Source organism: Comamonas thiooxydans (assembly GCF_002157685.2).
Taxonomy (GTDB): domain Bacteria; phylum Pseudomonadota; class Gammaproteobacteria; order Burkholderiales; family Burkholderiaceae_C; genus Comamonas; species Comamonas testosteroni_H.
In genome coordinates this window covers 5,457,005-5,483,375 of the sequence record NZ_AP026738.1, presented here as the reverse complement: position 1 = coordinate 5,483,375, position 26,371 = coordinate 5,457,005, and the positions used below count along the sequence as shown (strand labels likewise).

Annotated in this window: 20 protein-coding genes; 10 read left to right on the top strand and 10 right to left on the bottom strand. The window is 64.6% G+C overall.

Features of this window, described 5'->3' with window-relative positions; genetic code table 11:
* Positions 1 to 5 precede the first annotated feature (5 nt).
* Entirely contained in the window at positions 6 to 728 is a 723-nt protein-coding gene (locus CTR2_RS25460) for a YggS family pyridoxal phosphate-dependent enzyme (protein WP_087079990.1), read from the top strand.
* Positions 729 to 840: 112 nt separating this feature from the next.
* Here the strand turns inward: CTR2_RS25460 and CTR2_RS25455 are convergent, their stop codons facing one another.
* Both CTR2_RS25455 and CTR2_RS25450 read right to left on the bottom strand, forming a co-directional pair.
* Positions 841 to 2,088 (bottom strand): branched-chain amino acid ABC transporter substrate-binding protein, encoded by a 1,248-nt coding sequence (locus CTR2_RS25455; RefSeq protein WP_087079992.1) that lies wholly within the window; start codon positions 2,086 to 2,088, stop codon positions 841 to 843.
* A 47-nt stretch (positions 2,089 to 2,135) separates the two neighbouring features.
* On the bottom strand, positions 2,136 to 2,906 hold the full coding sequence (locus CTR2_RS25450; protein WP_087079994.1) for a TetR/AcrR family transcriptional regulator: 771 nt from the start codon (positions 2,904 to 2,906) through the stop codon (positions 2,136 to 2,138).
* A 165-nt stretch (positions 2,907 to 3,071) separates the two neighbouring features.
* Between CTR2_RS25450 and CTR2_RS25445 the strand changes: the two genes are divergently transcribed.
* Positions 3,072 to 4,670 carry an AMP-binding protein gene (locus CTR2_RS25445; protein WP_087079996.1) on the top strand — a complete coding sequence of 533 codons (1,599 nt, stop codon included), beginning with the start codon at positions 3,072 to 3,074 and terminating at the stop codon, positions 4,668 to 4,670.
* A 60-nt stretch (positions 4,671 to 4,730) separates the two neighbouring features.
* Positions 4,731 to 8,027 carry an acetyl-CoA carboxylase family protein gene (locus CTR2_RS25440; RefSeq protein ID WP_087079998.1) on the top strand — a complete coding sequence of 1,099 codons (3,297 nt, stop codon included), beginning with the start codon at positions 4,731 to 4,733 and terminating at the stop codon, positions 8,025 to 8,027.
* 9 nt (positions 8,028 to 8,036) lie between these two features.
* Here CTR2_RS25440 and CTR2_RS25435 read toward each other — a convergent pair whose 3' ends face one another.
* The 3 genes from CTR2_RS25435 to CTR2_RS25425 all read right to left on the bottom strand — a co-directional run bounded on the left by CTR2_RS25435 (position 8,037) and on the right by CTR2_RS25425 (position 13,002).
* A complete protein-coding gene (locus CTR2_RS25435) occupies positions 8,037 to 8,813 on the bottom strand; it encodes a class II aldolase/adducin family protein (protein ID WP_176391569.1) in 777 nt (258 codons plus the stop codon).
* Between the two features lie 61 nt (positions 8,814 to 8,874).
* Complete coding sequence (locus CTR2_RS25430; protein ID WP_254913199.1) at positions 8,875 to 10,233, bottom strand: MFS transporter; 1,359 nt, start codon at positions 10,231 to 10,233, stop codon at positions 8,875 to 8,877.
* Positions 10,234 to 10,452: 219 nt separating this feature from the next.
* Entirely contained in the window at positions 10,453 to 13,002 is a 2,550-nt protein-coding gene (locus tag CTR2_RS25425; protein ID WP_176391570.1) for a winged helix-turn-helix domain-containing protein, read from the bottom strand.
* Positions 13,003 to 13,266: 264 nt separating this feature from the next.
* Here CTR2_RS25425 and CTR2_RS25420 point away from each other — a divergent pair, with 264 nt between their 5' ends.
* Entirely contained in the window at positions 13,267 to 14,409 is a 1,143-nt protein-coding gene (locus CTR2_RS25420) for an aminotransferase class V-fold PLP-dependent enzyme (RefSeq protein ID WP_087080004.1), read from the top strand.
* Positions 14,410 to 14,500: 91 nt separating this feature from the next.
* Complete coding sequence (locus tag CTR2_RS25415; protein ID WP_039050153.1) at positions 14,501 to 14,911, top strand: FKBP-type peptidyl-prolyl cis-trans isomerase; 411 nt, start codon at positions 14,501 to 14,503, stop codon at positions 14,909 to 14,911.
* On the opposite strand, the gene norR is transcribed toward CTR2_RS25415, so the two are convergent.
* Positions 14,912 to 16,498 carry a nitric oxide reductase transcriptional regulator NorR gene (gene norR, locus CTR2_RS25410; RefSeq protein WP_087080006.1) on the bottom strand — a complete coding sequence of 529 codons (1,587 nt, stop codon included), beginning with the start codon at positions 16,496 to 16,498 and terminating at the stop codon, positions 14,912 to 14,914. It lies immediately after the preceding gene.
* A 159-nt stretch (positions 16,499 to 16,657) separates the two neighbouring features.
* Here norR and hmpA point away from each other — a divergent pair, with 159 nt between their 5' ends.
* Positions 16,658 to 17,836 carry an NO-inducible flavohemoprotein gene (hmpA, locus tag CTR2_RS25405; RefSeq protein WP_087080008.1) on the top strand — a complete coding sequence of 393 codons (1,179 nt, stop codon included), beginning with the start codon at positions 16,658 to 16,660 and terminating at the stop codon, positions 17,834 to 17,836.
* Between the two features lie 420 nt (positions 17,837 to 18,256).
* Here the strand turns inward: hmpA and CTR2_RS25400 are convergent, their stop codons facing one another.
* The gene (locus CTR2_RS25400) at positions 18,257 to 18,502 is read right to left on the bottom strand and encodes a DUF3297 family protein (RefSeq protein WP_003050615.1); all 246 of its coding nucleotides are present in this window, start codon (positions 18,500 to 18,502) and stop codon (positions 18,257 to 18,259) included.
* 152 nt (positions 18,503 to 18,654) lie between these two features.
* On the opposite strand from CTR2_RS25400, the gene CTR2_RS25395 reads away from it, so the two are divergent.
* The 3 genes from CTR2_RS25395 (at position 18,655) to CTR2_RS25385 (ending at position 23,393) form a co-directional block, all read left to right on the top strand.
* Positions 18,655 to 19,980, top strand: a complete 1,326-nt coding sequence (locus tag CTR2_RS25395; RefSeq protein ID WP_176391571.1) for a DUF445 domain-containing protein — start codon at positions 18,655 to 18,657, stop codon at positions 19,978 to 19,980.
* A 342-nt stretch (positions 19,981 to 20,322) separates the two neighbouring features.
* Positions 20,323 to 22,344, top strand: a complete 2,022-nt coding sequence (locus tag CTR2_RS25390; protein ID WP_087080011.1) for a ligand-gated channel protein — start codon at positions 20,323 to 20,325, stop codon at positions 22,342 to 22,344.
* An 80-nt stretch (positions 22,345 to 22,424) separates the two neighbouring features.
* Complete coding sequence (locus CTR2_RS25385; protein WP_087080013.1) at positions 22,425 to 23,393, top strand: siderophore ABC transporter substrate-binding protein; 969 nt, start codon at positions 22,425 to 22,427, stop codon at positions 23,391 to 23,393.
* Between the two features lie 112 nt (positions 23,394 to 23,505).
* On the opposite strand, the gene CTR2_RS25380 is transcribed toward CTR2_RS25385, so the two are convergent.
* The 3 genes from CTR2_RS25380 to CTR2_RS25370 all read right to left on the bottom strand — a co-directional run bounded on the left by CTR2_RS25380 (position 23,506) and on the right by CTR2_RS25370 (position 25,963).
* Positions 23,506 to 23,937: a hypothetical protein gene (locus tag CTR2_RS25380; RefSeq protein ID WP_087080015.1), complete on the bottom strand. Its 432-nt coding sequence runs from the start codon at positions 23,935 to 23,937 to the stop codon at positions 23,506 to 23,508.
* A gap of 100 nt (positions 23,938 to 24,037) precedes the next feature.
* Positions 24,038 to 24,442 carry a hypothetical protein gene (locus CTR2_RS25375; RefSeq protein WP_254913200.1) on the bottom strand — a complete coding sequence of 135 codons (405 nt, stop codon included), beginning with the start codon at positions 24,440 to 24,442 and terminating at the stop codon, positions 24,038 to 24,040.
* 99 nt (positions 24,443 to 24,541) lie between these two features.
* Positions 24,542 to 25,963 carry a heavy metal sensor histidine kinase gene (locus CTR2_RS25370; protein WP_087080019.1) on the bottom strand — a complete coding sequence of 474 codons (1,422 nt, stop codon included), beginning with the start codon at positions 25,961 to 25,963 and terminating at the stop codon, positions 24,542 to 24,544.
* 59 nt (positions 25,964 to 26,022) lie between these two features.
* Between CTR2_RS25370 and CTR2_RS25365 the strand changes: the two genes are divergently transcribed.
* A complete protein-coding gene (locus CTR2_RS25365) occupies positions 26,023 to 26,364 on the top strand; it encodes a DUF5713 family protein (protein ID WP_012840052.1) in 342 nt (113 codons plus the stop codon).
* Positions 26,365 to 26,371: the final 7 nt, after the last annotated feature.

The following is a 26,371-nucleotide window of genomic DNA, read 5'->3' as shown; positions in this document are numbered from 1 at the left end:
CAATTATGACGACGATTGAAAACAATCTGGGGCAGATTCATGCCCGCATGGCAGCCGCTTGCGCCAGTGCAAGCCGGCCCGCGACATCGGTGCAACTGCTGGCCGTTTCCAAGACCTTTGGCGCGGATGCGGTGCGCGATGCGGTGCTGGCCGGCCAGCGCAGCTTTGGCGAGAACTATATCCAGGAGGCCGTGGAGAAAATTGCCGCGGTGCGCGCCATGCAGCTGGCGGGCGGTGAAGCGCTGCAGTGGCATTGCATAGGCCCCATCCAGAGCAACAAGACGCGGCTGGTGGCCGAGAATTTCGACTGGGCTCAGACCGTGGACCGGTTCAAGATCGCCGAGCGCCTTTCGGTCCAGCGTCCGCAGGGCATGGCACGGCTCAATGTCTGCATCCAGGTCAATGTGGATGGCGGTGCCACCAAGTCCGGCGTCATGGCGGAGCAAGCACTGGAGCTGGCCGAAGCCATGGTGAAACTGCCCAATCTGCAGCTGCGCGGCATCATGAGCATTCCTGACGATGCTCCTGATTTCGAGGCGCAATGCGCAGTCCACAAAAAGGCCAAAGCTGTTTTTGAGTCCATCAAGGCCAGTGGTCTCGCGGGGCTTGAGCATTTCGACACGCTGTCCATGGGCATGACCGGCGATCTGGAAGCCGCCGTGGCAGCAGGCAGCACCATGGTGCGCGTGGGCAGCGGGATCTTTGGAAAGCGGAGCTACACCCCCTGAGGCGCTTCGTGCCTTCCCCTCTCTGCTTCGCGGAGGGGGACGACACCTTCGGCGCGGGGCGGCCCTTCCTCGGTGTCTCGTTGTCAGGCCGCGGCAGTTTTTAGGCTTGTACTCAAGGCCGCTTCATCTGGCACTCCGTGGGTAGATCAAGCTGCTGGGCGGAATAGACGGCATCGGTTCTGAAGCCGTAGTTCGTGCCTTCCCAGCCTGTCTTGACCAGCTTGCCGTCCACGGGGGCGATGGTGTTGACGACCTGGGGCAGCAGCAGCTGATGGTCCTTGCCGCGCATCCTGACGGGGCCGAAGACCGTGTCCATGGACATGTCCTCCATGGCCCTGGCAATTTTCACGGGCTCGGTGGACTGGGCCTTGGCCATGGCTGCGGCCAGCATGCGCGGCACAAGATCCATGCGCGGGGCCAGAAAGTCCTGATTCATCCTGGCCTTGTACTCTTTGGCCCGGGCATCGGCCTGGGCGCGGTCGGCCATGCCGGGATGCCATTCCGCGACCCAGGTCACCTGGCCGATCCTGGCCTGGGAAATGGAGGTCACGGTGCCCGGAAAGCCGCCAGCGCTATGGTTGAAGTAGCGCAGGTTGTAGCCCGAATCTCCGGCGGACTTGAGCAGCAGGGCCAGATCCTGGCCCCAGTTGCCGGTGATGACCGAATCGGTTCCGACTTCCTTGATCTTGGCCACATAGGGGGCAAAGTCCTTGATGCGGCCCATGGGGTGCAGGGTCTCGCCCACGAACTGGATATCCGGTCTTGCCTTGCCGACCATGCTGCGCCCGAAGCTGGCCCATTGCTTGCCATGGGCATAGTCTTGGTTGAGCAGAAAGACCTTGCGGATCTCGGGCTGGGTCTTGATGTAGTTGGCAATGGCCTGCATGCGCATGGCCGTGTTGGCGTCGAACATGAAATGCCAGAAGCTGCAGGACTTGCCGGTCAGCTCGGGATCGATGGAGCTGTGGTTGAGTATCAGCACCTCCTTGCCCGGGTTGCGCTGGTTGTAGCGCGATGCCGCCTGCACCAGGGCCGTGACCACCGATGAGCCCGAGCCCCCCGTCACCACCACGCGTGCGCCCTGATCGATGGCGGCCTGCAGCGCGCTCTGGCTCTCCTGGGCCGAGAGCTTGCTGTCGAACTGCAGCAGCTGGAACTTGGCGCCGTTGTAGAGGCCGCCCTTGGCATTCACGTCATCGACGGCGTAGAGCACATGGTTGCGCATGACTTCACCCACATTGGCAAACGGGCCGGAGAGCGGGTCGATGAACGCGATCTTGAACGGCTCTGCCGTCTGGGCGGATACGGTGCCGGCGCACAGGCTGGCAGCCAGCGCAAGGGCTGAGAAGCGAACTGACATGGTTTTGTCTCCAGGGAGTTGGAATTGCGCCTTGGCCTCCGGGGCTCTCAGCTGGCGCTGTTGGTGGTGGATGAAGCGCTCTTGCGGCGCCTGGGGGGCGAAGGGTTCTGCGCTGCCGGCGCCGGTGTGGCCCTGGCCGCGCGTTTGTGCGCAGGGACCACCGCAGTGCGCAGGCCCAGCACGCGCGAAGCCAGATCGGTGAGCTCGACCACCATCTCGGCCGGGCCCAGCTTGCCGTTGGGTTGATACCAGTTGTAGAGAAAGCCGGGCAGACTGCAGGCCGCCTGAGCGGTGATGCGGGTGTCGCGGAAATCGAAATGCCCGCTGGCGCGGCCTTCGTCGAGCAGTGCACAGAACTGCTTGTAGAACTGCTGGGCCACATTGCGCGATGCCTTGAGATAGGCGGGGCTGAAAGCCTGCGGTTCGCGGTAGGGGAAGAAGCCCGCCGGGTAGTGCGCAATGGTGGCGGCGATCAGGCGCTGCAGGCCGTCGATGGCTTTTTCATGTGCGGGGCGCGGGTCGTCGGCCGCAAAGTCCAGCACCGTGAAGCAGGCCTCGGTCGGTGCCCAGCACAGGGTTTCGAAGATCTCCTGCTTGTTGCGGAAGTAGTAGTAGACAAAGGGCTTGGTCACGCCAAGCGCCTGCACGATCTGCTCGATGGTGGTGTTGGCATAGCCATAGCGGTCGAACAGGGCTTCGGCGGCCTTGAGAATGCGCTCGCGCTTCTCGTCGGAGCCGGCGGTGGGCAGGCGCTGGCGGCCGCGCGGCGCCACGGGCGCAGCCGGTTTTTTTTCGGTCTTTCTGGACGTGGCGGACATGAGGGTTTGCGTGTGTCGCATTCGTTATACCAATGGGTAGCATTGTTCTACCGACAGGTATACATTGACAAGACGCCGAGCAGCAGATTGCCCTAAGGCAATCCCTGAGAACGCCCGCAAAGTGGCGCCGCTGTTCGGTCCATACGAGACACCCAGGAGACAACCATGGCTGAATCCGAGACCCTCATTCCCCTGCATGAGGCCTTGCGCCGCAATGCGCGCCAGCATCCCGAACGCGATGCCTATATCTGGTACGGACAGCACATCAGCTGGCGCCAGGTGGATGAGGCCAGCGATGCCGTGGCCGCGCATCTGCAGCAACTGGGCGTGAAGCGGGGCGAGCCCGTCGCACTGTTCATGAACAACTGCCCGCAGTACATCGTTGCGCATTACGCGGTGCAGAAGATCGGAGCCATCGTCTGCCCCTGCGGGCCGCTGAACAAGGAGCACGAGCTCGAATACCAGCTCAACGATCTGCAGGCCCGGGTCATCATCGCGGCCGATGTGCTGCTGCCCGTGGTCGACAAGGTGCGCGGCAGCACCGCGCTGCAGCATGTGCTGGCCGTGCGCTACGGCGACTGGCTGCCCGCCAGAGCCACGCTGCCCCTGCCTGCCGAGCTGCAGGCCCCCGTGCAGCCGCTGCCCGCCAATGTGACGTCCTTCTGGGATCTCATGCACAGCGGTGCCAGGCCCGCGCCTGTCGATGTGGACCTGGACGAGGTGGCGCTGATGACCTATACCTCGGGCACCACGGGTCTGCCCAAGGGCGCCATGCTGAGCTTCGGCGCGGCCGCGTACAAGACCGCCGGCGCGTCCCAGGTGACCGGGGTCGGCGCCGAGGATGTCCTGCTGGCCGTGGCGCCGCTCTATCACATCGCCGGCATGTCCATGGGGGTGAACATGCCTGTGCATTCGGGGGCGACCTGCGTGCTGCTGCATCGCTTCGATCCGCTGGCCGTGGCGCAGGCGCTGGAGCGCTATCGCGTCAGCTGGTGGTACAGCATCGCGCCCATGAATGTGGCGCTGATGCAGGTGCCCGGCGTGGAGAAGATGGATTTCAGCGCGCTGCGCCGCAACACCGTCACCAGCTTCGGCATCACCTACACCGAGGACCTGGCCCAGCAGTGGCGCCGGTTCGCGCCCAATGCCATCTCCAGCGAGGCGGCCTACGGCCTGTCCGAAACCCACACCATGGATACCTTCATGCCGGGCGATGCCATCCGTTGGGGCACGCATGGCAAGCCCGCACCGGGCAACGAGATCCGGGTGATAGATCCGGAGACCGGTGCACCGCTGGCGGCAGGCGAGGTGGGCGAAATCATCATTCGCGGCCCGGGCAACTTCAAGGGCTACTGGAACAAGCCAGAGGCCACGGCCAGGACGCTCAAGAACGGCTGGGTGCATACCGGCGACATGGGCAAGTTCGATGCGGATGGCTATCTGACCTTCATCGGTCGCTTCAAGGAAATGATCAAGGTCTCGGGCTACAGCGTCTTCCCCGAGGAGGTGGAGACCATTCTGATCAAGCATCCGGCCATCGCCCAGGCTGCCGTGATCGGTGTTGCCGATGCCCAGAAAGGCGAGGTCGTGCGCGCCTTCATCGTGCGCAAGCCGGGGCAAAGCCTGGAGGCGGACGGGCTGCTGGCCTGGAGCAAGGAAAACATGGCCAGCTACAAGGCTCCGCGCGAGGTACGTTTCATCGATGCCTTGCCGGCCACCGGCGCTGGCAAGGTATTGCGCCGCCTGCTCAGGGACATCCCCTGATCGACACACGCTGCCGGCTCCGGATCGGCGCAAGTTGCGAACCATTCAAACGAGATTCCTATGTTCAAGAAAGTCCTGATCGCCAACCGCGGTGAAATCGCCCTGCGCATCATCCGAGCGCTGCAGGAGCTGGGCATTGCCAGCCTGGCGGTGTATGCCGCCGACGATGCGGCGGCCCCACATGTGCAGGCCGCTGACGAGGCGCAGGCACTGGGAGCCAGCGGCCCGCCAGCCTATCTCGATGGCGCGCAGCTGTTGCGGATCGCGCAGCAGCACGGCTGCGACGCGCTGCACCCGGGCTATGGCTTTCTCAGCGAGAACGCGGACTTTGCGCGCGCCTGTGCTGATGCGGGGCTGCGCTTTATCGGCCCGACGCCCGAGCAGCTGGCGCTGCTTGGCGACAAGGCCAGGGCCCGTGCGCTGGCGCAGCAATGTGGCGTGCCCCTGATGCCCGGCAGCACCGAGGCCGTGACGCTGGAGCAGGCCCAGCAGTTCTTTGCGCGGCAGCAGGCCGACGGTGCCAGCGGCATCATGATCAAGGCCATCGGTGGCGGCGGTGGGCGCGGCATGCGTGCGGTCACCGAGGCCGGAGAAGTGGCGGCCGCCTACCAGCGCTGCCGCAGCGAGGCCCAGGCAGCCTTCGGCGTGGACGGCGTCTATGTCGAGCGGCTGATGAGCGGCGCGCGCCATATCGAGATCCAGCTGCTGGGCGACGGCAGCGAATGGCCGATGGCGCTGGGCGAGCGCGAATGCACGCTGCAGCGGCGCTTTCAGAAGCTGGTGGAGATCGCGCCCAGCCCCAGCCTGACGCAGCCGCTGCGCGAGCGCATCACCGAGGATGCTCTGCGCATGGCAGCCAGGCTGCGCTACGAAAGCCTGGGCACGTTCGAGTTTCTGGTCGATCTGCAGTCCGAATCCCTGCCCTATGTATTCATCGAGGCCAACCCGCGCCTGCAGGTGGAGCACACGATTACCGAAGAGGTCTTTGGCGTCGATCTGGTGCAGGCCCAGATCCGCATTGCGGCGGGCGAGCATTTTGCCGACCTGGGCCTGAATGTGAATGCCCCGCCCCGGCCGCGCGGTTATGCCATGCAGTGGCGTATCAATGCCGAAACACTCGATGCCCAGGGCAATTCCCGCCCCGGCGGCGGCCGCATTGCCGAGCTGCACTGGCCGCAAGGGCCGGGCATACGCCTGGACAGCCATGCGCAGCAGGGTGGCAGCCCGTCGCCGCACTACGACACCTTGCTGGCCAAGCTCGTCGTGCACAGCCACGCGCCGCGTTTCGAGGATGTGCTGCGCCGCTCCCGGCGCGCGCTGGCCGATTGCCGCATCGCGGGCCTGGCCACCAATCTGCCGCTGCTGCAGGCCCTGGCCCAGCGGCCCGAGATGCTGGAGCAGACCGTGCACACGCGCTGGCTCGAAGAGGTCCTGCCGCAGCTGGTGGAAGCTGCGGGAAAGATAGCTTCAAGCGAAAGTCATTCAAGGAATTCAGATACTTTTGATTCTGAAAGCAATGTATTACAAGCGCAGCAAGCTCCTGAAAATGCAGTACTGGCTCCCATGCCCGCCAGGGTCGTGCAGTGGTCTGTTGCGGTGGGCGAGACGGTGGCCAAGGGCGCCGAGCTGGGCATTCTCGAAGCCATGAAGATGCAGCATGTGCTGTTCGCGCAGGCGGCGGGCCGGGTCCAGGTGCTGCTGGCGGAGGCCGGCAGCTATGTGGCGCAGGACCAGGCCTTGCTGGTGCTCGCGCCGGCTCAGGGCGATGCGGCGCATGCCGAGGTGGTGCAGCAGCGGCTGGACCCCGACCACATTCGGGACGATCTGCAGCGTGTCAAGGATCGCCATGCCTTCACGCTCGATGCGGCGCGGCCCGATGCCATGGCCAGGCGCCATGCCCAGGGCAGCCGCAGCGCGCGCGAGAACATTGCCGATCTCTGCGATGAAGGCAGCTTCATCGAATACGGGGCGCTGGCGATTGCCGCGCAGACACGCAGGCGCAGCCTCGACGATCTGGTGGCCAACACGCCGGCCGACGGCATGGTGACGGGCATGGGCTCCATCAATGCCGCGCAGTTCGGCGAGGAGCGGTCGCGCGCCGTCATCATGTCCTACGACGCCACCGTGCTGGCCGGCACCCAGGGCGCGCGCAACCATGCCAAGACCGACCGCATGCTGGGCATCGCGCTGCAGCAGAAGCTGCCCGTGGTGCTGTTTGCCGAAGGCGGCGGCGGCAGGCCCGGCGATACCGACACCCCCGTGGTCGCGGGCCTGCATGTGCATACCTTCGCGGCCTATGCGGCGCTCTCGGGGCAGGTGCCCGTGGTGGGCATCACCCATGGCCGTTGCTTTGCGGGCAATGCGGCGCTGCTGGGTTGCAGCGACGTGATCATCGCCACGCGCAGCAGCAATATCGGCATGGGCGGACCGGCCATGATCGAAGGCGGCGGGCTGGGCGTCTTCCGGCCCGAGGAAATCGGCCCCGCCGGCGTGCAGCATGTGAATGGCGTGATCGACATCCTGGTCGACGACGAGGCCCAGGCCGTGGCCGCAGCCAGGCACTATCTGTCCTTCTTCCAGGGGCGGGTCGAGCAATGGTCCGAGCCCGATCAGCGCCTGCTGCGCCAGGTCGTGCCCGAGAACCGCCTGCGTGCCTACGATACGCGCGCAGCCATGGCCGGGTTGGTGGACGAAGGCAGCCTGCTGATGCTGAGAGCCGGCTTCGGCGCCGGCATCCACACGGCGCTGGCGCGCATCGAGGGGCGGCCCGTGGGACTGATGGCCAACAACCCAGGCCATCTGGGCGGTGCCATCGATGCCGACGCGGCCGACAAGGCGGCGCGTTTCATGCAACTGTGCAATGCCCACGGCATCGCCATCGTCAGCATGGTCGATACGCCCGGCTTCATGGTCGGGCCGGAGATCGAGAAAACCGCCCAGGTGCGCCATGTCAGCCGGCTGTTCGTCATGGCGGCCAAGCTGCGTGTCCCGTACTTCAGCGTGGTGCTGCGCAAAGGCTACGGCCTGGGTGCCATGGGCATGACGGCGGGCAGCTTTCATGCGCCCATCTTCAATGTGGCCTGGCCCACGGGCGAGTTCGGTGCCATGGGCCTGGAAGGGGCGGTGCGGCTGGGCTTTCGCAAGGAGCTCGAAGCCCTGCCGGAGGGCGCGCAGCGCGAGGCGTTGTTCCAGAAGCTGCTGGCCCAGCAATACGCACATGGCGAGGCCATGCACATGGCGGCCACGCTGGAAGTCGATGCCGTCATCGACCCTGCGGAGACCCGCGCCTGGCTGGTGCGTGGCCTGGCCGGTGCGCGCCTGCGCGATGAGCCGGCCCGGTTTGTCGATACCTGGTAGGGCGGAGGGCTAGCGTTCGTAACCGGGGTTGCGCCTGTCCAGCCTGCGTAGCAGCCCCGGCCAGTTCAGCGCGCCGGAGCCCATGCCCTTGGTGACCTGCTGCGCCTGCTGCGCCGAGGTGGCGATGATGGCCGGGTCAATCATGGTCAGTCTGCCGCCGCCGGACTGCGCGCGTACTTGGATCATGCACACCGACTCGAAGGTATACATGGCCATGAAGGCGTCGGCGACGCTTTGGCCCACGGTCAGCAGGCCGTGGTTGCGCAGCATGAAGAAATTGTTGCTGCCCAGGTCGCGCACCAGGCGAGGCTTTTCATCGTCGCGCAGTGCTACGCCCTCATAGTCGTGGTAGCCGAGTGAGCTGAGCACGAAGATGGACTGCTGGGAGATGGGCAGCACGCCATCCGCCTGCGCCGACACGGCCACGCCGTTGACGCTGTGGGTGTGCAGCACGCACCCGGCGTCCTCGCGCGCCGCATGGACGGCGCTGTGGATGGTGAAGCCTGCCGGATTGATGGGGAAGGGCGAGTCCATCACCACATTGCCCGCAAGATCGACTTTCACCAGCGAGGATGCGGTGATCTCGTCGAACATCATGCCGTAGGGATTGATGAGAAAGTGGTGCTCGGGCCCAGGAATCTTGGCGGTAATGTGGGTGTAGACCATATCGTCCCAACCCATCAGCGCGACCAGGCGGTAGGCAGCCGCCAGATCGATGCGCGTGCGCCATTCCTCGGCGCTGATCTTGCCCTGGAGGCTGGGGATGTCCTGTATCGATGTCTTCATGAAGTGAACTCATTGCTGGGGGATAGAAGATAGAGGCTTGCGTGCAGGTATCCGGGGCGACTCAGGCCATCTGCGGCACGGCATGCCGTGGGGGCGGGCGCACGGTCAAGAGCAGCAGCAGACCCGCTGAGACATACAGTGCGATCACCAGATACATGCTGTAGGTGTTGTTGCCGGTCTGCTTGATGAGCAGGGCGTTCGCATAGGGGCTGAAGGCGCCGCCCAGGTTGCCCAGACAGTTGATAAGGGCGATGCCGATGGCGGCTACCTTGGCGGGCAGATACTCGCTGACCATGGCGAAGAACAGCGGCGTGGCCGAGGCCAGGCCGATGACCCCAAGCGACAGAGCGAGCAGCGAGCCCGGCAGATTGCCCTGCAGCAGGGTCGTCGCGTACAGGCAAACTGCGGCTAGGCCTGTGCAGGCGGCAAAGTGCAGACGGCGCTCGCGCTGGCGGTCCGAGTGGCGGCCAATCAGAATCATGCCCACCACGCCGCAGGCATTGGGGATGGCGGCCAGCAGACCGACGGTCAGCACGTCCTTGACGCCCCAACTCTGGATCAGCGTCGGCATCCAGAACACCATGGTGTAGCTGGCCCCCAGCAGGCAGAAATACGTCAGCGCGAGTAGCCACGTCTTCGGATCGCGTAGCAACTGGCCGTGGGTGGCGTTGGCGGCCTTGTCGGTGGCGGAGCTCTGCTCTTGGGCGAAGCTCTCGTTGATCACATCCTTTTCGGCGTGGGTCAGCCATTTGGCCGAGCCGGGCTTGTCCTGCAGCCAGAAAAAGGCCACCACGCCCAGCACTGCTGCGGGCAGGCCTTGCACCAGGAACAGCCATTGCCAGCCGTGCCAGCCGTTGACCCCATTCAGGTATTTGAGGGTGGCACCGCTCAACGGCCCGGCCAGAACGCCGATGATCGTCGTGGCTGCCATGAAGGTGGCGATCACTTGCCCTCGGCGCGTTGACGGATACCAGTATGTGAAATACAGAATCATGCCGGGGAAGAACCCGGCCTCGAAGGCCCCGAGCAGAAAGCGTGCAATGTAGAACTGTGTCGGCGTCTGCACGAACATCATGCCTGCGGCGATCAGGCCCCAGCACACCATGATGCGCAGCAGCGTCTTGCGCACGCCGATCCGCTCCAGCAGCATGTTGCTGGGCACTTCAAACAAAAAGTAGCCGATGAAGAAAATTCCTGCGCCCAGGCCGTAGACAGCCACATCCCAGGGCAGGGTCTCCTTCATCTGTAATTGGGCGTAGCCGACGTTGACGCGATCGAGGTAGGCCACCATGTAGGCAATCAGCAGCAGCGGCAGGATGCGCCAGCTGACCTTGGAAAAGACGGCATTGGTCACTGCCGTCGATGCATCGCCGGGCTGCCGAGCGCCTGGTGTGGGGAATCCTTGCGGTGGATTGCTCATGCTGCCTGCCTCCATCATTCGTTGTGTGGCAGGCAGTCTAGGAACAGGGGACAAGATGCGTCACCACCTGTTTGGGTGGTATTAGGGTTTGTCGCCAGGTCTTGCAGTCGCCCAGGCGTCTCGCGCTCCGGCCCTGGTCGCGTTGTCGGAAGGTGCGAATGAACCCCGAGTGTCCGAGGGGAACGATCAAAACGGACATGTGGGTTCGTGAACAGCGTCTCAGTCCAGCAGGTGCAGACGCCGGGCCTGGGCGATGGCCTGCGTGCGGTTGTGTGCATCGAGCTTCATGTACAGCCGTTTCAGGTACCACTTGACCGTGTTTTCAGTCAGCTGCAGCCGTTGGGCGATTTCCTGGTTGCGTCCGCCCAGTGCCAGTGCCTGAAGCAATTCGCGCTCGCGCTGGCTGAATGTGTCGATGTGTCGCGGCTTCTTCTGCGCATCAGCCGTGCTGCGTCCTGCCGCCAGCACCTGGTGGAGATATTCGCGCGGTGCAGGCAGTGGCGCGGCGCTGGTCAGCCAGGCGCCGATGCGGTCGAGCACGGGCGGCCCCTCGTCGGCAAAGCTGCGCACAAAGCCTTGTCGGCTACCCGTGTCCAGTGCTGAGGCCAATGCAGCATCGGCAGCGCTGCCTTGGCCCAGCGCGTCCAGCGCGCAGGCATGCAGAATGCCGAGCTTGAGCGCGCGCCAGCCGCGCTGCATGAACTGCGCCTGGGCCATCCGCTGCGCAATGGCTGGCAGTGCCTGGCGCGCCTGGCCGCTGCGCACCAGTAGGCGCAGCCAGGTCAGGTCGCCAGCTTCGGCATCGGTGGCGAAGTGAAAGCGGCCTGCATCGGGCCGTTCTGCGGGCATCAGCTTCAGCGCCAGGTCATGCTGGCCCGATAGCGTGGCCATGCGCACCTTCTCCCAGCGGCAAGCCATCACCAGCCGGTGAAAATTCCATTGCAGGGCACGTGCCAGCGTCCTGTCCAGAATGGCTTGTGCGGCCTCGTGGTTGCCGCGCGCAAAGTCCAGCCGTGCCGCAGCCAGATAGCTGCCTATCACCAGATCAGTGGCCTGGGAGTCGTCAGCATGTGGCGTATGCAGGGCCAGCAACGCTTGCAGCGCATCAAGCTGGTCGGTTTCGTAGAGCAATTCGCAGCGCAGCCCCAGGCCGGGGGCTGCATACTCGCTGCGTTCATCCATGCTCTGGCCGCTGTAGCAAGCCAGAGCCTTCCGCAGTTCACCGCGCGAACTCCAGATGGCCGCACGCAACCCCTGTGCAGCTGACAGGCCGAACAAGTGCAAGGCCTTGCGGTTGTGGAGGTCGGCCTGATCCAGCAGCGCCAGCGCCGTGTCGAAGTTCATGCGCGCAAGCTCGGCATAGGCTTGCACATTGAGCATGCTGCCTCGCGCATAGTCACCTTCGGTCCATGAAAGATTGCGCTGGATGACGCGGAGCACCTGCTCCATATCGCCCGAGGCAATGAAGAGCAGCGCCTCCAGCGCCAGATAGTCCTCCCGCATCGGGCGGTCGAACGCCTGCTGGGCGGACAGCGCGCGCAACTGCTGGAAGCGCGCCTGAGCCTCCTCGACTTGATGCAGATAGGCATGCGCGCGGGCAGAGGCCCAGACAATGCCTGGATGGCTGTCCGCGATATGCGCGGGCAGGCGGGCAATCGCTTGCTGGACTGTCGCCAGGTGTCCGCTGAGCACCAGCGGGCGAGCTGCGCGGTTCACCAGCGCGGCAGCGAAATCCGGGTTGCCGCAATCGAGACCGTGTCCCACGGCTTCGGTCAGCAGGCCTCTGGCTTCCAGCCAGGTAGCTGCCTTGCAATGCAGAAGCGCGGCGCGACCGGGGTGAAGGGCGTCCAGGCGCTTGCGCAAGAAATCCTGCAGCAGCGAGTGGCAGATCCAGGCGCCGCTCTGCCCCGGCCCCTGGCTCAGCGGCGTGATGAATTGCAGGCTCCGCGCCATCTCCTCCAGCAGCGGCGCGCTGTCGCTGCGTCCGCATAGCGCATCGCACAGGGAGGGCAGCAGATAGCGCAGCACGCAGGTGTCGAGCAGAAAGGCTCGCCATTGCGGCGGCTGTTGCTCGAAGACCTCGTTGGCCAGGTATTCGGCCAGATCGGAGCGGTTGTCCTGCAGCATGTCCAGGAAGCGCGGGCTGTTTTCGCTGCGATGCAGCGCGAGCGCGCTTAGGCGCAGTGCAGCAGGCCAGCCCTCGCAGCGTTGGGCGATCAGCTCCAGCCATGGCTGGGGTGGCGGGGGGCGGCCGACATTTCCCACCTGCAGCAAGGCCCGGGTTTCGCCGTCATCGAAGCGCAACTGACGTGCGCCCCACTCCAGCAGACCCGCGCCGACCTTCATGCGCGCGAGCGCAATGGGGGAATGGGGACGGGCGCTGGCGACGATACGCAGATTGTCCGGCGCAAAGCGCAGTAGCTGATGCAGCAGTCGCACCGAGGAGCTCGATTGCACCGATTCCAGCTCGTCCAGGAACAGCACCCGCTGCCCGGGCAGCAGGGCCACGGCCTGTAGCCATGTGCCCAGATCGGCAAAGCGCGCGATGCCGCTGGCGCTGCGGCTGCCCCAACTGCGGTCTATGCAGGCCTGCAGATGGGTCAGTAGGTGCAAGGGGTCCTCATCGCATGGGTCCAGCGTCAACCAGTGGCAAAAGGTGGCGGGCGCGCTGCCCAGGTGCTCGAAGAGCAGGCTCATCAGCGTCGTTTTTCCGTAGCCAGCCGGGGCGCGCAGCATCAGAACCCGCCATTCCGGCGTTTGTTTCAGCATTCCCAGCAGCTTGCTGCGCGGCACGCAGGCGTGGCCAAGCCTGGGCGGTTGCAGCTTCCCTTCAAGGGCTGCATAAGCGCAGGCATCGACAGATGGTGTTGGAGGCGCAGGCATTCGGGTGTTTCAGCAGTCGCGGTCGGCGGCGTGAGAGTGAGCTTGGCACAAGAGCGGCGCAGCGGGTGTAGCCAACGTGCCTGGCGGGCCAGAGGCTGTACCGCTGCGTGATAAGCTGCCTAGCTGTTTTTCTATGCGGAGATAACCCCCATGCCCGGACTTCTGCCCGATATCGATCCCGATGGCCTGCTCGAATTCTCGGTGGTCTACACCGATAGAGCGCTCAATCACATGTCCAAGAAGTTCGTGGGTGTGATGCAGGACATCCTGGGCATGCTCAAGGACGTCTATCACGCCAACACGGCCGTGCTGATTCCCGGCAGCGGCACCTTCGGCATGGAAGCCGTGGCGCGCCAGTTCGCCAATCGCGAGCGGGTGCTGATCGTGCGCAACGGCTGGTTCAGCTACCGCTGGACGCAGATCTTCGATGCCGATGCGGGCCTGGGCGGCGGCTCGGTGGTCTGCAAGGCGCGCAAGCAGGGCGAGGGCAGCCAGGACCCCTGGGCGCCATGCCCGGCCGAGGATGTGGCCGAGACCATTCGCGTGGAGCGTCCCAAGGTGGTGTTTGCCCCGCATGTGGAGACGGCCAGCGGCATCATGCTGCCCGATGAATACCTGCGCACCGTCGCCGACGCCGCGCACGAGGTTGGCGCGCTGTTCGTGCTGGACTGCGTGGCCTCGGGCGCCATGTGGGTCGATATGGAAAAAACCGGCGTGGACGTGCTGATCTCGGCGCCGCAAAAGGGCTGGAGCAGCTCGCCTTGCTGCGCCATGGTCATGCTCTCGGCGCGCGCTCGCGAGGCCATAGAGCACACGCAGAGCTCCAGCTTCTCCTGCGACCTGAAGAAGTGGATGCAGATCGCCGAGGGCTACGAAAAAGGCCAACACGCCTATCACACCACCATGCCTACGGATGCGTTGCTGCGCCTGCGTGACGTGATGCTGGAGACGCGCGAATACGGCTTTGCCAAGGTGCGCGAAGAACAGATGGAACTGGGACGCAAGGTGCGTGAGTTGCTGCAGTCGCGCGGCTTCCCCAGCGTCGCCGCCGAGGGCTACAAGGCGCCTAGCGTGGTCGTCAGCTACACCACTGACGCGGAAATCCAGAGCGGCCGTGCCTTCCTCAAGGTGGGCTTGCAGACCGCCTCTGGCGTTCCGCTGCAATGCGATGAAGGCCCGGACTTCAAGACCTTCCGCATCGGCCTGTTCGGCCTGGACAAATGGCATGACTCGGATCGCTCCGTGGCGCATCTGTCCAAGGCACTGGACGATATCGGCATTGCCCGGATCTGAGATAGGTGCGGCTTGCGGCATTGCTGCCGTGACATTTTTTTCGACCCGACTTCGTAATAAAGTCGGGTTTTGTTTACTCAGTGCATCCGATATGAAAAAAGCAATCTCCGTGATCGGGTTTGTATTTGCTCTGGGCGCTGGCGCAGTGGTTCATGCTGCGCCGGTCACTACCGCCAGCGGGCTGATCTATGAAAGCCAGGTCGAAGGCAGCGGGCCCAGTCCCAAGGCGACGGACACCGTCAAGGTGCACTACCGCGGCTACTTCCCCGATACCGGCAAGGAGTTCGACAGCTCCTATGCACGCAAGCAGCCCATCGAGTTCCCGCTCAATGGCGTGATTCCCTGCTGGACCGAGGGCGTGCAGAAGATGAAAGTGGGTGGCAAGGCCAAGCTGACATGCCCCCCCGGCATAGCCTATGGCAGCCGTGGTGCAGGCCGTGCCGTTCCCCCCAATGCCACGCTGAACTTCGATGTGGAGCTGCTGGGCATCCAGGGCCGCTGATCAAGGCCTGTCGATCTCAAGTCGCTTGGCCAGGCGCTGCAGATTGGCGCGATCGAGCTGCAGCTCGCGCGCTGCGGCGGCCCAGCTGCCCCGGTGGCGGGCCAGGCTGGAGCTGACCAGCTGGCGTTCATAGGCGCTGACGGCAGCGCGCAGACCGGCCTCGGGCGCTGCCGTTGCGGTGGCCGGGTCCATGGACGCGGTGGCCTGTGCGGCGGCAGGCGCCTCGACCCGCTCCCAGAGATCGGCAAGTCCCAGGGTCACGATGCGCAGTCTGGTTCCCGCGCGGCCGGCGCTGCCGTCATTGCGGCTCAGGGCCCTGAGCACGGCGCGGCTGATGCAGTGCTCGAGCTCGCGTACATTGCCGGGCCAGCTGCGATTGAGCAGGGCCGCCTGTGCGGCCGTATCCAGGCGAAGGCCGCCGAGCCTGAGCCTCGAGCGGTTCTCCTCGAGGAAATAGCCCGCCAGCTGCAGCACATCGCTGTCGCGCTCGCGTAGTGGCGGCACGGCGAGCGGATAGACATTGAGGCGGTGATAGAAGTCCGCGCGCATGCGCCCGGCGCGGACCTCCGCAGCCAGGTCGCGGTTGGTGGCGGCGATCACGCGCACATCCACATGATGCTCCCGGTCCGAACCCAGGCGCTGCAGCTGGCCGCTTTGCAGCACGCGCAGGAGCTTGGCCTGCACGGGCAGCGAGAGTTCGCCGACCTCGTCCAGGAACAGCGTGCCCTGATGCGCCTGCTCGAACTTGCCGCTGCGCTCGGTCAGTGCTCCGGTGAAGGCCCCGCGCACATGGCCGAACAGCTCGCTCTCGACCAGGTTGTCGGGCAGGGCCGCGCAGTTGATGCTGATCATGGGCTTGTCGGCACGGCCCGACTGCGCATGCACGGCCTGGGCCACCAGTTCCTTGCCGGTGCCGGTTTCGCCGGTGACGAGCACGCAAAGATCGCTGGCGGCGACCAGGGCAATGTCTTTCTGCAGCTGGCGCATGACGGGGCTTGCGCCCTGCAGTCCGCGCTCCGGCGGCGCGGCCGCTCTGGCCGAGCCGGTGGCGCCGCGCGCGAGCTGGGACAGCTGGTGCACGCGCTCGGCCGTGGCCACGGTGGCTGCGGCCAGATTGCTGAAGGCCTGCAGCATGGCCAGCGCCGCGGGGTCGGCGAACCGGCCCGGCTCCAGCGCGTCCAGCGTCAGCAGACCCCAGGGCAGGCCGCCCAGTTGCAGCACGCAGCCCATGCAGTCATGCACATGCAGCTCGCTGATGGCCTGGCCTTTGTGCGCCACCAGCCCGTCATAGGGATCGGGCAGGGGACTGTCGGGTTCGAAGCGCATGGCCTGGCCGGCTGCCAGCAGCTGGGCAAAGCGTGGATGCTCGCCCAGGCGAAAGCGCCGGCCCAGCGTGTCCGGCATCAGGCCGTCGATCGCCATGGGGCGTAGCCATTCGCCTTCGAGCTTCAGCAGGGCGACGGCATCGGCGGGCAACAGATTGCGCAGTGCGGCCAGAAGGCGGCGCAGACGTTCGCGCTCGGACAGGTCCTGGGCCAGATCGGCTATCAGCGGGCTGACGGCGTTGAGAATGTGAGATGTTGTCATAACGACATCGAATGGTGTCAATGGGACAGCAATTGATTGATGTCATATTGACGCATGTTTTTGCAAGCCATTGTTTTGCAATGGTCTTGTTGCTGGCACGCCGTTTGCATTTATTCGCTCAAGCCTTGCAGCTGGCAAGGCAGCAACCAGGAGATTTGCATGCTTACCGAACGTCAACGCGAGATCGTCAAGGCCACCGTACCGCTGCTGGAAACCGGCGGCGAGGCGCTGATCACGCATTTCTACCAGACCATGCTGGGCGAATACCCCGAGGTGCGCCCGCTGTTCAACCAGGCGCACCAGCAAAGCGGTGCCCAGCCACGCGCTCTGGCGCACAGCGTGCTGATGTATGCCAAGAACATTGACCGCCTGGAAAACCTGGGCAATCTGCCCGCCCAGATCATCAACAAGCATGTGGCGCTGCAGGTCCAGGCCGAGCATTACTCCATCGTCGGTGCCTGCCTGCTGCGCGCCATTCGCGAGGTGCTGGGGGCGGAGATCGCCACGGACGAGGTGATCGCCGCCTGGGCCGCCGCCTATCAGCAGCTGGCCGATATCCTGATCGGTGCGGAGCGCGCGGTGTACGAGCAGACTGCGGCAGCCGAAGGTGGCTGGCGCGGTGCGCGTGCCTTCAAGTTGGTGCGCAAAGAGGCCGAAAGCGCCGAGATCACGTCCTTCTATCTGGAACCCGTGGACGGCGGCGCGGTGATCGCCCATCAGCCAGGTCAGTACATCGGTCTGCGCGTGGTGGTTGACGGCCTGGAGCAGCGCCGCAACTACTCGCTGTCGGCGCCTGCCAACGGCAAGAGCTATCGCATCAGCGTCAAGCGCGAGGCCGGCGGCAAGGTCTCCAACCATTTGCACGACCAGTTGCACGTGGGCGATACGCTGGAGCTGTTCCCGCCCGCTGGCCATTTCACCTTGCAGGCCAATGCCAAGCCCCTGGTGCTGATCAGCGGCGGTGTGGGCATCACGCCCACGCTGCCCATGCTGCAGGCCGCGCTGCCCACGGGGCGCGAGATCACCTTCATCCACTGCGCGCGCGATCGCGGCGTGCATGCCTTCCGCGAGAAGATCGATGCGCTGGCTAACAGCCACGAGCAGCTCACGCGCCGCTATTGCTACGACCAGGCGGGAGCCGGCGACGAGGTCGACGCCCAGGGCCTGCTGAGCACTGACCGACTGGCCCAGTGGCTGCCCGAGTCGCGCGATGCCGATGTCTACTTCCTGGGCCCGCGCGGCTTCATGCGCAGTGTCAAGCAGTCGCTGCGTGAACTCGGTGTGCCCGACGCCCAGGTGCACTACGAGTTCTTCGGCCCTGCGGAAGCTCTGGCCTGACGGTATCGCACCCCCTGAGCGGTTTTGCCTAGGCGGCCCACCGCTTCCCCTCTCTCTACGCGCTGCGCGCTAGGGGTGGGGGACGACACCCTCGCTGGGGCAGCCCTCGCTGGGGCAGCCCTTGCTGCGGGGCGGCGGGGCCGCCCAGGCTCTTGCTCGGCGTCCCTCGTTTTGGGCGCGCCGGTTTTGAGCGCTGTGATCTGCAAACAAATGGATGCTCATGAAAAAAGAGCTGCCTGCGCTTGGTAATGCTGAGTTTCAGTGCATAAAGCATCTGAAACCCTTGCAGAACCAGCGCAAGCAGCTCTTTTTGCTGAGGCGGCGACTTGGCTAATTGCTCTTTGAATTGGGCGATTGCCAAGTGAGAGACAACGAGCAAGGGCCTGGGCGACCCCGCCCCGGCGCAAGCGCCTCAGGGGGTCAACGGTAATACGCTTCGACCGTACCCTTGAGCTTGATCAGCAGGGGCTTGCCCTTGCGGTCCAGGGTCTTGCCGGCGGGCACCTTGACCCAGCCTTCGCTGACGCAGTATTCCTCGACGTCAAAGCGATCCTTGCCGTTGAAGCGGATGCCGATGTCGTGCTCGAACACGGCGGCCACATGGTGGGGGCTGCGAGGGTCAACGGACAGATGGTCGGGCAGTTCGGGGCGGGTGGCTTCGGTCATGATTTTTCGAGAGTCAGGGAATACAAGAGCGCTATTTTCGGTGCAATTGCAAAAGCCTGTCTCCTGTTGTCGCAATGGCGCATGACAGGCAATGCGCCGTCATCAGTACCGCAGGCATAGGCGAGCCGGCCCGACTCGCCTATGCTGGAGTCATGCTCACCGAAGAACAACGCCTGTCCCTGCAGCGCGCCAAGCGGCTGCCGCTGATTTTGCTGCTGCTGGTGACAGCCGGCTTCATTGCCACGGCGCTGGCGGGCTCGCGCTGGGGACTGGAGGGCCAGGCCGTTCCGCTATGGCTGGTGTGTCTGCGGGCCATCTGCGAGGCCGCCATGGTGGGGGCGCTGGCCGACTGGTTTGCGGTCTCGGCGCTGTTTCGCCATATTCCGCTGCCGCTGGTGGGGCGGCACACGGCCATCATTCCGCGCAACAAGGATCGCATAGGCCGTAACCTGGCCACTTTCGTGCGCGACAAGTTTCTCGACGCGCCCTCGCTGGTGGCTCTGATCGAGCGCAACAACCCGGCCCAGGCGCTGGCGGACTGGCTGACGGCTCCCGCCAACAGCCAGCTGCTGGGCAGGCAGGTGGCGCGGCTGGCGCTGGCGGCGCTGGAGATGGTGCAGGACAAGCAGGTAGAGAAGTTTCTGACCCAGTCGCTCAAGGCCGTGATGCAGCATGTGGATCTGTCGCGCGCGGCGGCATCGCTGCTGTCGGGGCTGACGGCGGGCGGGCGCCATCAGGAGGTGCTGGACGATGTGCTGGCGCGCATCAGCAGCGTGCTGCGCCAGGAACAGACCCATGTGCTGATCGCGCAGACCATCGTGGTCTGGCTCAAGCGCGAGCATCCGATCAAGGAAAAAATGCTGCCCACGGACTGGCTCAGCGACAAGGGGGCCAGCGTGATTGCCAGCGCTCTGGACAGCCTGCTGCAGGATGTGGCCCAGAACCCCGGCCACCGTTTGCGCCAGGCCTTCGACAACTCCATACAGCGCCTGATAGACGGTCTGCAGAACGACCCCGCCTACGCCGAGAGGGTAGAAAAACTGCGCAACTATCTGCTGCATGACGAGAAGCTGGCCGTCTATCTGCGCGAGCTATGGGCCGGCTGGCGCGCCCGGCTGGAACGCGATCTGGCCGACGAAAACTCGGCCATGGCACGGCGTGCCGCCGTGATGGGGCGCTGGCTGGGGCAGGCGCTGGCGCATGACGAGGCGCTGCGCAACTCCATGAACGAGCGCCTCAAGCGCTGGGCGACCACGCTGGCACCCGATGTTTCGCAGTTCATCGCCCGCCATATTGCCGACACGGTGCAGCGCTGGGATGCCGAGCAACTGGCCACGCTGATCGAGGCGCATATCGGCAAGGATCTGCAGTACATACGCATCAACGGAACGCTGGTGGGCGGGGCCATCGGCTTGCTGCTGTTTCTGATCTCGCATGCCGCAGCCTTGTGGCGCAGCCTGCTGGCCTGGCTGGGATAAGGCTTTTCATCGCCCAGCAGCGCTTGCCGGTGCGAGTGCCGCCAAAGTACTTAACAGTAAAAATTCTTTGGAAGGCCTGTTAGTTGCGGTTACAATGAGAATTATTCGCAACAAGAAGACCTTGCTGCAATCTTTGACTCAGCCAGGCATGCCCATTGAATGGCCGCATGCCGCCATGCCCCGCTGCATGGTTTAGCCACGACGATCTCCTGCGCAGATCGTGATTGCCTTCTTCATCACTCCAACAGCGCGAATGCTTCGCTGACCGGCACCTGCTTTCCGTGGCCCTGGCCATGGGGCGCAGCCTTGCCTGGTCGATGTGCCTTTTTTTCCGAACTCATCATGCCAATTCATGCAGCCGCTGCTGCAGGCTTCGCCACGGCCTGCGCCTCTTCACCTTCCCGTCCTCTGATCACCGTCCGCCGGTCGCTGCGCCCCTTGCTGGGCATGGCGTTGGCGGCTGTCGGCCTGCTGACCCACGGGCTGACCGCGGCGCAGGAAAAATCGCTGGAGACGGTGGTGGTGACGGCCTCGGGCTTCGAGCAGGAGATCAAGGATGCGCCGGCATCGATTTCCGTCATCACGCGCGAAGAGCTGGAAAAAGGCAGCTACAACAATCTGCATGACGCGCTGCGCGATGTGCCCGGCGTGAATCTGGTGCCTTCGGACAACAATTCCAACGACATCAGCCTGCGCGGCATGGGCGTGAACTACACCCTGATCCTGGTGGACGGCAAGCGCACCAACACGCGCGAAACCCAGGCCAACGGCTCCACCGGCACCGACCAGAGCTGGGTGCCGCCGCTGGAGGCGATCGAGCGCATCGAGGTGGTGCGCGGCCCCATGTCCTCGCTCTACGGCTCGGACGCCATGGGCGGCGTGATCAACATCATCACGCGTAAGGTGGCCAAACAGTGGATGGGCTCCATCCGCACCGAAGCCACGCTGCAGGAGCGCTCGTCCTCGGGCAATATCTACCAGAGCAATTTCTATCTGTCCGGCCCCATACAGACCGATCTGCTGGGCCTGAGCATCTACGGCAACTACAACAAGCGCGGCGAGGACAATATCCTCAACGGCTACAACGACTACGACAACCGCGCGCTGAACGTCAAGCTGGCGCTGACCCCCAACAAGGACCACGACATCATTGCCGAGCTGGGCACGGGCAAGCAGCACTACACCTCGACACCGGGCAAGACGCTGGCGGCCACGGCGGCACTCAGCGATCGTAAGTTCGAGCGCGACAACTTCTCGCTGCAGCACAAGGGGCGCTGGGGCTGGGCGTCCTCGGACACCTATCTGCAGCAGGAGAAGACGCGCAATCTGTCGCGCGACATGACCATCAAGAACACGGTCTTCAACAGCAGCTGGGTGGCACCGCTAGGGGCCAGCCATCTGATGACCACGGGCGTGAGCTACAACGAGCAGGACCTGACGGACACCACCACCAACACCTTGCCCAATGCCAGCCGCACCGGCATCAATCGCAGCCAGTGGGCCGTGTTTGCCGAGGACGAGTGGCGTCTGCACCAGGACTTCGCACTGACCGGCGGCCTGCGCTACGACCATGACAGCCAGGCCGGTGGCCAGGTCAGCCCGCGTCTGTATGGCGTGTGGAATCTGGCCCCGCAGTGGACGGTCAAGGGCGGCGTTTCCACGGGATTTCGTGCGCCGTCGCTGCGTCAGACCGTGGGTGACTGGGGTCAGAGCAGCCGTGGCGGCAATATCTACGGCAACCCGGATCTGAAGCCCGAAACCTCGCTGACCAAGGAAATTGGCGTGCTCTACGACAGCGGCGCCGGCACCACGGCAGGGCTGACGGTGTTCGACAACGAGTTCGAGGACAAGATCACCCGCGTGGCCTGCCCCAGCTGCGGCCCGCTCAACAGCTCGGGCCGCGTGCCCACCACCAACATCAATGTGGACAACGCCATCACGCGTGGCCTGGAGGCCTCGCTGGGCACGCAGCTGAGCAAGACGCTGCGCCTGAAGACCAACTACACCTTCACCAAGTCCGAGCAAAAGAGCGGCGAGTTTGCTGGCATGCCGCTGAACCAGCTGCCACGCCATCTGTTCAATGTCTCGCTGGACTGGAGCCCCACGGCCCAGCTCAACGGCTGGCTCAAGGCTTCCTACCGCGGCGAGGAAAGCGCGCCCACGGGCGGAGCGTCCTCGGGCAGCTTCACCCAGAAGAGCTACACCATGCTGGATCTGGGCGGCTCCTACAAGCTCAACAAGACCGTCACGCTGTACGCGGGCATCTACAACCTGCTGGACAAGCAGGTCATCTATGACGGCGTCAATTACGACACCGTGCTCGACGGCCGCCGCTATTGGCTGGGCATGAACGTCAAGTTCTGATCCTGGTCAGCGCAGCCCGTTGCCGCAATGCGCGGCAAGGGCTGCTGACTCTTCTTCTGTTTTGCTTTTCAAGGTTTTTCATGCAACAACTGATCAGCCGTCGCGCCGCCACCCTGGCATTGCTGACGATGGCCGGCAGCGCCTGGGCGCAAACGCAGGCGGTCCTGTCGTCTGCGGCCCAGCCCGCCCGCATTCAGGTCCAGCATGCCAGGGGCGTGACCGAGCTGCCCCTGGCTCCCCGGCGCGTGGTGGTGTACGACCTGGCTTCGCTGGACACCATGCAGGCGCTCAAGCTGCCGGTGACGGGCGTGCCAAAGGTCCATTTCCCCGCCTATCTGTCGGGCTACGCCGATGCCCGTTATCAGGTGGCGGGCTCGCTGTTCGAGCCCGACTACGAGGCACTGAGCCGCATCCGCCCCGATCTGATCGTGGTGGCCGGCCGCTCGGCCGGCAAGTACGAAACGCTGAGCCGTATCGCGCCCACGCTGGACCTGAGCACTTCGGGCCAGGACTTGCTCGGCGATATGCAGCGCAATGTGACCGCACTGGCCAGCCTGTGGGGCAAGCAGGATGAGGGCGCGCAGCTCATGCAGCAGGTGCGCGGCGATGTGCAGGCCACCCGCGCTGCCGCGGCCAAGGCCGCGCCAGGCCTGCTGGTGCTGGCCGTCAACAAAAACATGAGCGCCCAGACGCCAGGCTCGCGCTTCGGCTTGCTGCATGACGTGCTGGGCATCAAGCCCGCCTTGCCCGCAGATCCGGCGCAGGCGCGCGGCATTGCGCTGAAGATGGAAGATATCGCCAGGATTGACCCCGAATGGCTGTTCGTGATCGACCGCAATGCGGGCACGGGCAGCACCAGGGACAAGGACGGCAAGCCGGTCGTGCCGTCGCGTGAGCTGTTCGACAACGACACCATCAAGAACACCCGTGCGGGCCGCAAGCAGCAGCTGGTGTTCGTCGATCCGCAGCTCTGGTATTTGCTGGGCAGCAGCGGCCCCCAGGCCATGCGGGCCAATGCGCAGCAGATTCGCGCCGCACTTGAGCGCTAGTCTCCGCGAAAGACAGCAAAGTTAATAGCTGCTTACGCCAATGAATAAAGGGTTTTAATGCATAAAAGCATTGAAACCCTTTGTTATTGAGCGCAGCAAGCTATCAAAAGTATCAGACGGCGGGCTCCGAAGGCTCGGGCGGCAGCAGCTGCTTGCCAATCAGCTGCCAGGCCTTGGCGGCATCGGCCTGGCCGGCAAACAGATGGCAGCTGGCAGCCGTCATGGCGATGCGGCCGTTTTCGGGCTCCAGGTCAAAGGCCAGCTCGCATTGCGCAGCGGCGTTGGCCCACATCAGCAGGGCGTTGCGGTTTTCTTCCTTCTGCAAGGCGTGGGCCTCGGCCATCCAGGCCTGTGCCAGGCGAAAGGCGGCTTCCGGTTCGTTCATATCGGCCTTGTGTGCCAGATAGAACTCCTTGCCGGCGGCCTGCCAGAACGCGCGGGCCTGCTCGAAGTCCTGCGTGGCAATCTTCTGGGCCTGCTGCACCAGCGCGTTGCCGGCCTGCAGATGGGCCTGATAGGTGGATGCGTCTTGATCTTGGGGCATGGCGCTTATTGTCCTCATTGCGGGGCCCGGCCGAGCCCGCCCGCGCGCATCGCCCCTGAACAGGCCCGGGGCATTGCCGGTGCCTGCCGGCGGCTCGCCGCTAGTAGCGAAAGTCCAGCTGATGCGGGCCCTTGCCGATCTCTGCCGCCTGGGTCTGGCTGGCGCCCTCCCTGGTGGTGGCGGTGATCTTGTAGCTGCCGGCGGGCAGCTGGATCAGACAGACCGGGCCGTTGGCCGTGAAGCGGCTGCTGTCCTTGCCGGAGCTGACCTCGACCGCCACATTGGCCAGGTAGGCGCCGTCCTTTTGCGCAAACAGCAGCGACAGCGGGTAGTCCTTCATCGCGGCGCGCATGAGCGTGGATTCGTCCTCACCTATGCCGCCGCAGCTATAGCGCAGGGCGCCGGCTTGCTGCATATCGGGAATCCGGCCCTGAGCCAGAGCGGGCAGGCCGAAGCCGGCACTGGCGGCCAGGACCAGACAGGCAGCGTTTCTCAAGCAATGCATGGTGTCTCCTTTCAGCGATACACGGCTGGCCATCTTGCGGCCTGACCGCGCAGCTCCCTGTCATCCCTGCACGGTGCTGCTTGTGGGCATCCCCGGCATTTACGCCTGGTTGCCTCCGGAAACAGGTGTCTGGGCTGATGCGTCCAGGTCCGCAGGCAGACTCAGCCCGATGCTGGTGACGGACAGGTCGGAGCGTGCAAACGCCTGTCCGCTGTGCATGCGCGCAATCGCAGCCACGATGGACAGGCCCAGGCCGTGGTTGCGATCGGCCTGGCTGCGGGCTGCGTCCGCGCGGTAGAAGCGGTCAAACAGCCTGGACAGATGTTCGGCTGAAATGGCCTGGCCCTGGTTCTGCACCGCGAGCGTGACCTGGCCGGCCTGCGGCGAGCTGATCTGTATCTCTATGCAGCTTCCCGGCGTGGCATAGCGGGTGGCATTGCCCAGCAGATTGGACAGCGCCCGGCGCAGCAAACGCGCATCGACCTGGGCCTGTGCATCGCCCTGCACCCGCACCTGCAGATCGGCCTCCTGCAGCGCGGCCTCGTGATACTCCACCACTTCGTGCGCGAGGCTGGCCAGGCTGGCCACCTGAATGCGGTGCGCGCTTTCGCCGCGATCGGCGTGAGAGAGAAAAAGCATGTCCGCCACGATGCCGGCCATGCGCTGCAGATCTTCAAGATTGGAAGCCAGGATATCGCGCAGCTCGTCGGCATCGCGGGGCTTGCGCAGAGCCAGCTCGCAGCTGCTGATGAGCGTGGTCAGAGGGGTGTTGAGCTCATGGGCCACATCGGCATTGAAGGCCTCCATCTGCCGGTAGGCCACCGCCAGCCGCTCCAGCAGCGCGTTGAACTGTGCAATCAGCGGACGCAGCTCCTGGGGCTGGTTGCTGTCGTCAAGCCTGGTCTGCCAGTCGTGCGTGAGATCCTTGGCGCCCAGTTGCCGGGTCTGCTCCACCAGCGAATGCAGAGGTGCCAGCCCGCGGCGCACCAGCCAGGCGCTGAACAGCGACACCAGCAGCGCACCGCTGACGGCGGCCAGGCCCAGAATCCAGGCCAGCTGGCGCAGCAGGGCATCGTCGGGACGGCGGTCCAGCATCAGCAGCACCTGCACGGGCTGCTGTTCCTGCTGATCCACTTGGGCTGGCAGCACGACGCTGAAGCTGCGCCGTGCGCTGTGAGCATCGTCGAGGGGCTGGTGCAGTTTCTCGAACAGCAGCGCGCCGCTGGCATAGCTGACGCGGATCGACATATCCTCGTGGCCCGTGAGAAAGTCGGACAGCATGTGCTGCATGCTGGACGCGGAGCGGTTGGCACGGGCCTGTTGCAGCAGATGCGTCACCGTGACCTGCTTTTGCTCCAGGCTTTCCTGCTGGCGCTGGGCCAGTGCCAGCCAGCTGCCCCAGTACACGGCCACGCAGACCAGGCCCAGGCCCAGCATGGTCTGCAGGGCCAGCGAGCGCGACAGCCGGCGGCTCAGGTTAGGGATCTGAGGAGTGCCTGGAGAGACGTGATCAGCGGTCATGAGTGGCTGCTATGCTGGAAGATTCATTGTTTGCGGTTTGCTGGAAAAAGGAACGGACCATGAGTCTTGGTAACGCCATCATGAACAACTACGCCTTCTTGCTGGAGATGTACGAGGACAGCTATTTCCCTGAAGAACTGGTTCGCAAGGGCGAGGATATTCTGAGAGAACTCTGTCTGCAGATAGAGCAGCAAAAGCCGCAGAATCTGGAGCAGCTGTATCGATTGGCCCACGCTGCGACCGAGCGTTTCAACGATCTGCAGCAGGAGTTCGAAGAGCAGGGCAGCGAGATAGAGACGGCGGCACGTGAATGCATTGCGGCTGACTTCGAGGCCATTGCCAAGGCTTATGGTTTTGAAGATGCGGATGTGGAGGAACTGATCGCGCTACGCGAATGGTAAGCACCGG

What these genes read in the sequence shown, in the direction of transcription:
- CTR2_RS25460 (WP_087079990.1), top strand. Translation starts at nt 6, where the DNA reads ATGACGACGATTGAAAACAATCTGGGGCAGATTCATGCCCGCATGGCA.
- CTR2_RS25455 (WP_087079992.1), bottom strand. Translation starts at nt 2,088, where the DNA reads ATGTCAGTTCGCTTCTCAGCCCTTGCGCTGGCTGCCAGCCTGTGCGCC.
- CTR2_RS25450 (WP_087079994.1), bottom strand. Translation starts at nt 2,906, where the DNA reads ATGTCCGCCACGTCCAGAAAGACCGAAAAAAAACCGGCTGCGCCCGTG.
- CTR2_RS25445 (WP_087079996.1), top strand. Translation starts at nt 3,072, where the DNA reads ATGGCTGAATCCGAGACCCTCATTCCCCTGCATGAGGCCTTGCGCCGC.
- CTR2_RS25440 (WP_087079998.1), top strand. Translation starts at nt 4,731, where the DNA reads ATGTTCAAGAAAGTCCTGATCGCCAACCGCGGTGAAATCGCCCTGCGC.
- CTR2_RS25435 (WP_176391569.1), bottom strand. Translation starts at nt 8,813, where the DNA reads ATGAAGACATCGATACAGGACATCCCCAGCCTCCAGGGCAAGATCAGC.
- CTR2_RS25430 (WP_254913199.1), bottom strand. Translation starts at nt 10,233, where the DNA reads ATGAGCAATCCACCGCAAGGATTCCCCACACCAGGCGCTCGGCAGCCC.
- CTR2_RS25425 (WP_176391570.1), bottom strand. Translation starts at nt 13,002, where the DNA reads ATGCTGAAACAAACGCCGGAATGGCGGGTTCTGATGCTGCGCGCCCCG.
- CTR2_RS25420 (WP_087080004.1), top strand. Translation starts at nt 13,267, where the DNA reads ATGCCCGGACTTCTGCCCGATATCGATCCCGATGGCCTGCTCGAATTC.
- CTR2_RS25415 (WP_039050153.1), top strand. Translation starts at nt 14,501, where the DNA reads ATGAAAAAAGCAATCTCCGTGATCGGGTTTGTATTTGCTCTGGGCGCT.
- norR (WP_087080006.1), bottom strand. Translation starts at nt 16,498, where the DNA reads ATGACAACATCTCACATTCTCAACGCCGTCAGCCCGCTGATAGCCGAT.
- hmpA (WP_087080008.1), top strand. Translation starts at nt 16,658, where the DNA reads ATGCTTACCGAACGTCAACGCGAGATCGTCAAGGCCACCGTACCGCTG.
- CTR2_RS25400 (WP_003050615.1), bottom strand. Translation starts at nt 18,502, where the DNA reads ATGACCGAAGCCACCCGCCCCGAACTGCCCGACCATCTGTCCGTTGAC.
- CTR2_RS25395 (WP_176391571.1), top strand. Translation starts at nt 18,655, where the DNA reads ATGCTCACCGAAGAACAACGCCTGTCCCTGCAGCGCGCCAAGCGGCTG.
- CTR2_RS25390 (WP_087080011.1), top strand. Translation starts at nt 20,323, where the DNA reads ATGCCAATTCATGCAGCCGCTGCTGCAGGCTTCGCCACGGCCTGCGCC.
- CTR2_RS25385 (WP_087080013.1), top strand. Translation starts at nt 22,425, where the DNA reads ATGCAACAACTGATCAGCCGTCGCGCCGCCACCCTGGCATTGCTGACG.
- CTR2_RS25380 (WP_087080015.1), bottom strand. Translation starts at nt 23,937, where the DNA reads ATGCCCCAAGATCAAGACGCATCCACCTATCAGGCCCATCTGCAGGCC.
- CTR2_RS25375 (WP_254913200.1), bottom strand. Translation starts at nt 24,442, where the DNA reads ATGCATTGCTTGAGAAACGCTGCCTGTCTGGTCCTGGCCGCCAGTGCC.
- CTR2_RS25370 (WP_087080019.1), bottom strand. Translation starts at nt 25,963, where the DNA reads ATGACCGCTGATCACGTCTCTCCAGGCACTCCTCAGATCCCTAACCTG.
- CTR2_RS25365 (WP_012840052.1), top strand. Translation starts at nt 26,023, where the DNA reads ATGAGTCTTGGTAACGCCATCATGAACAACTACGCCTTCTTGCTGGAG.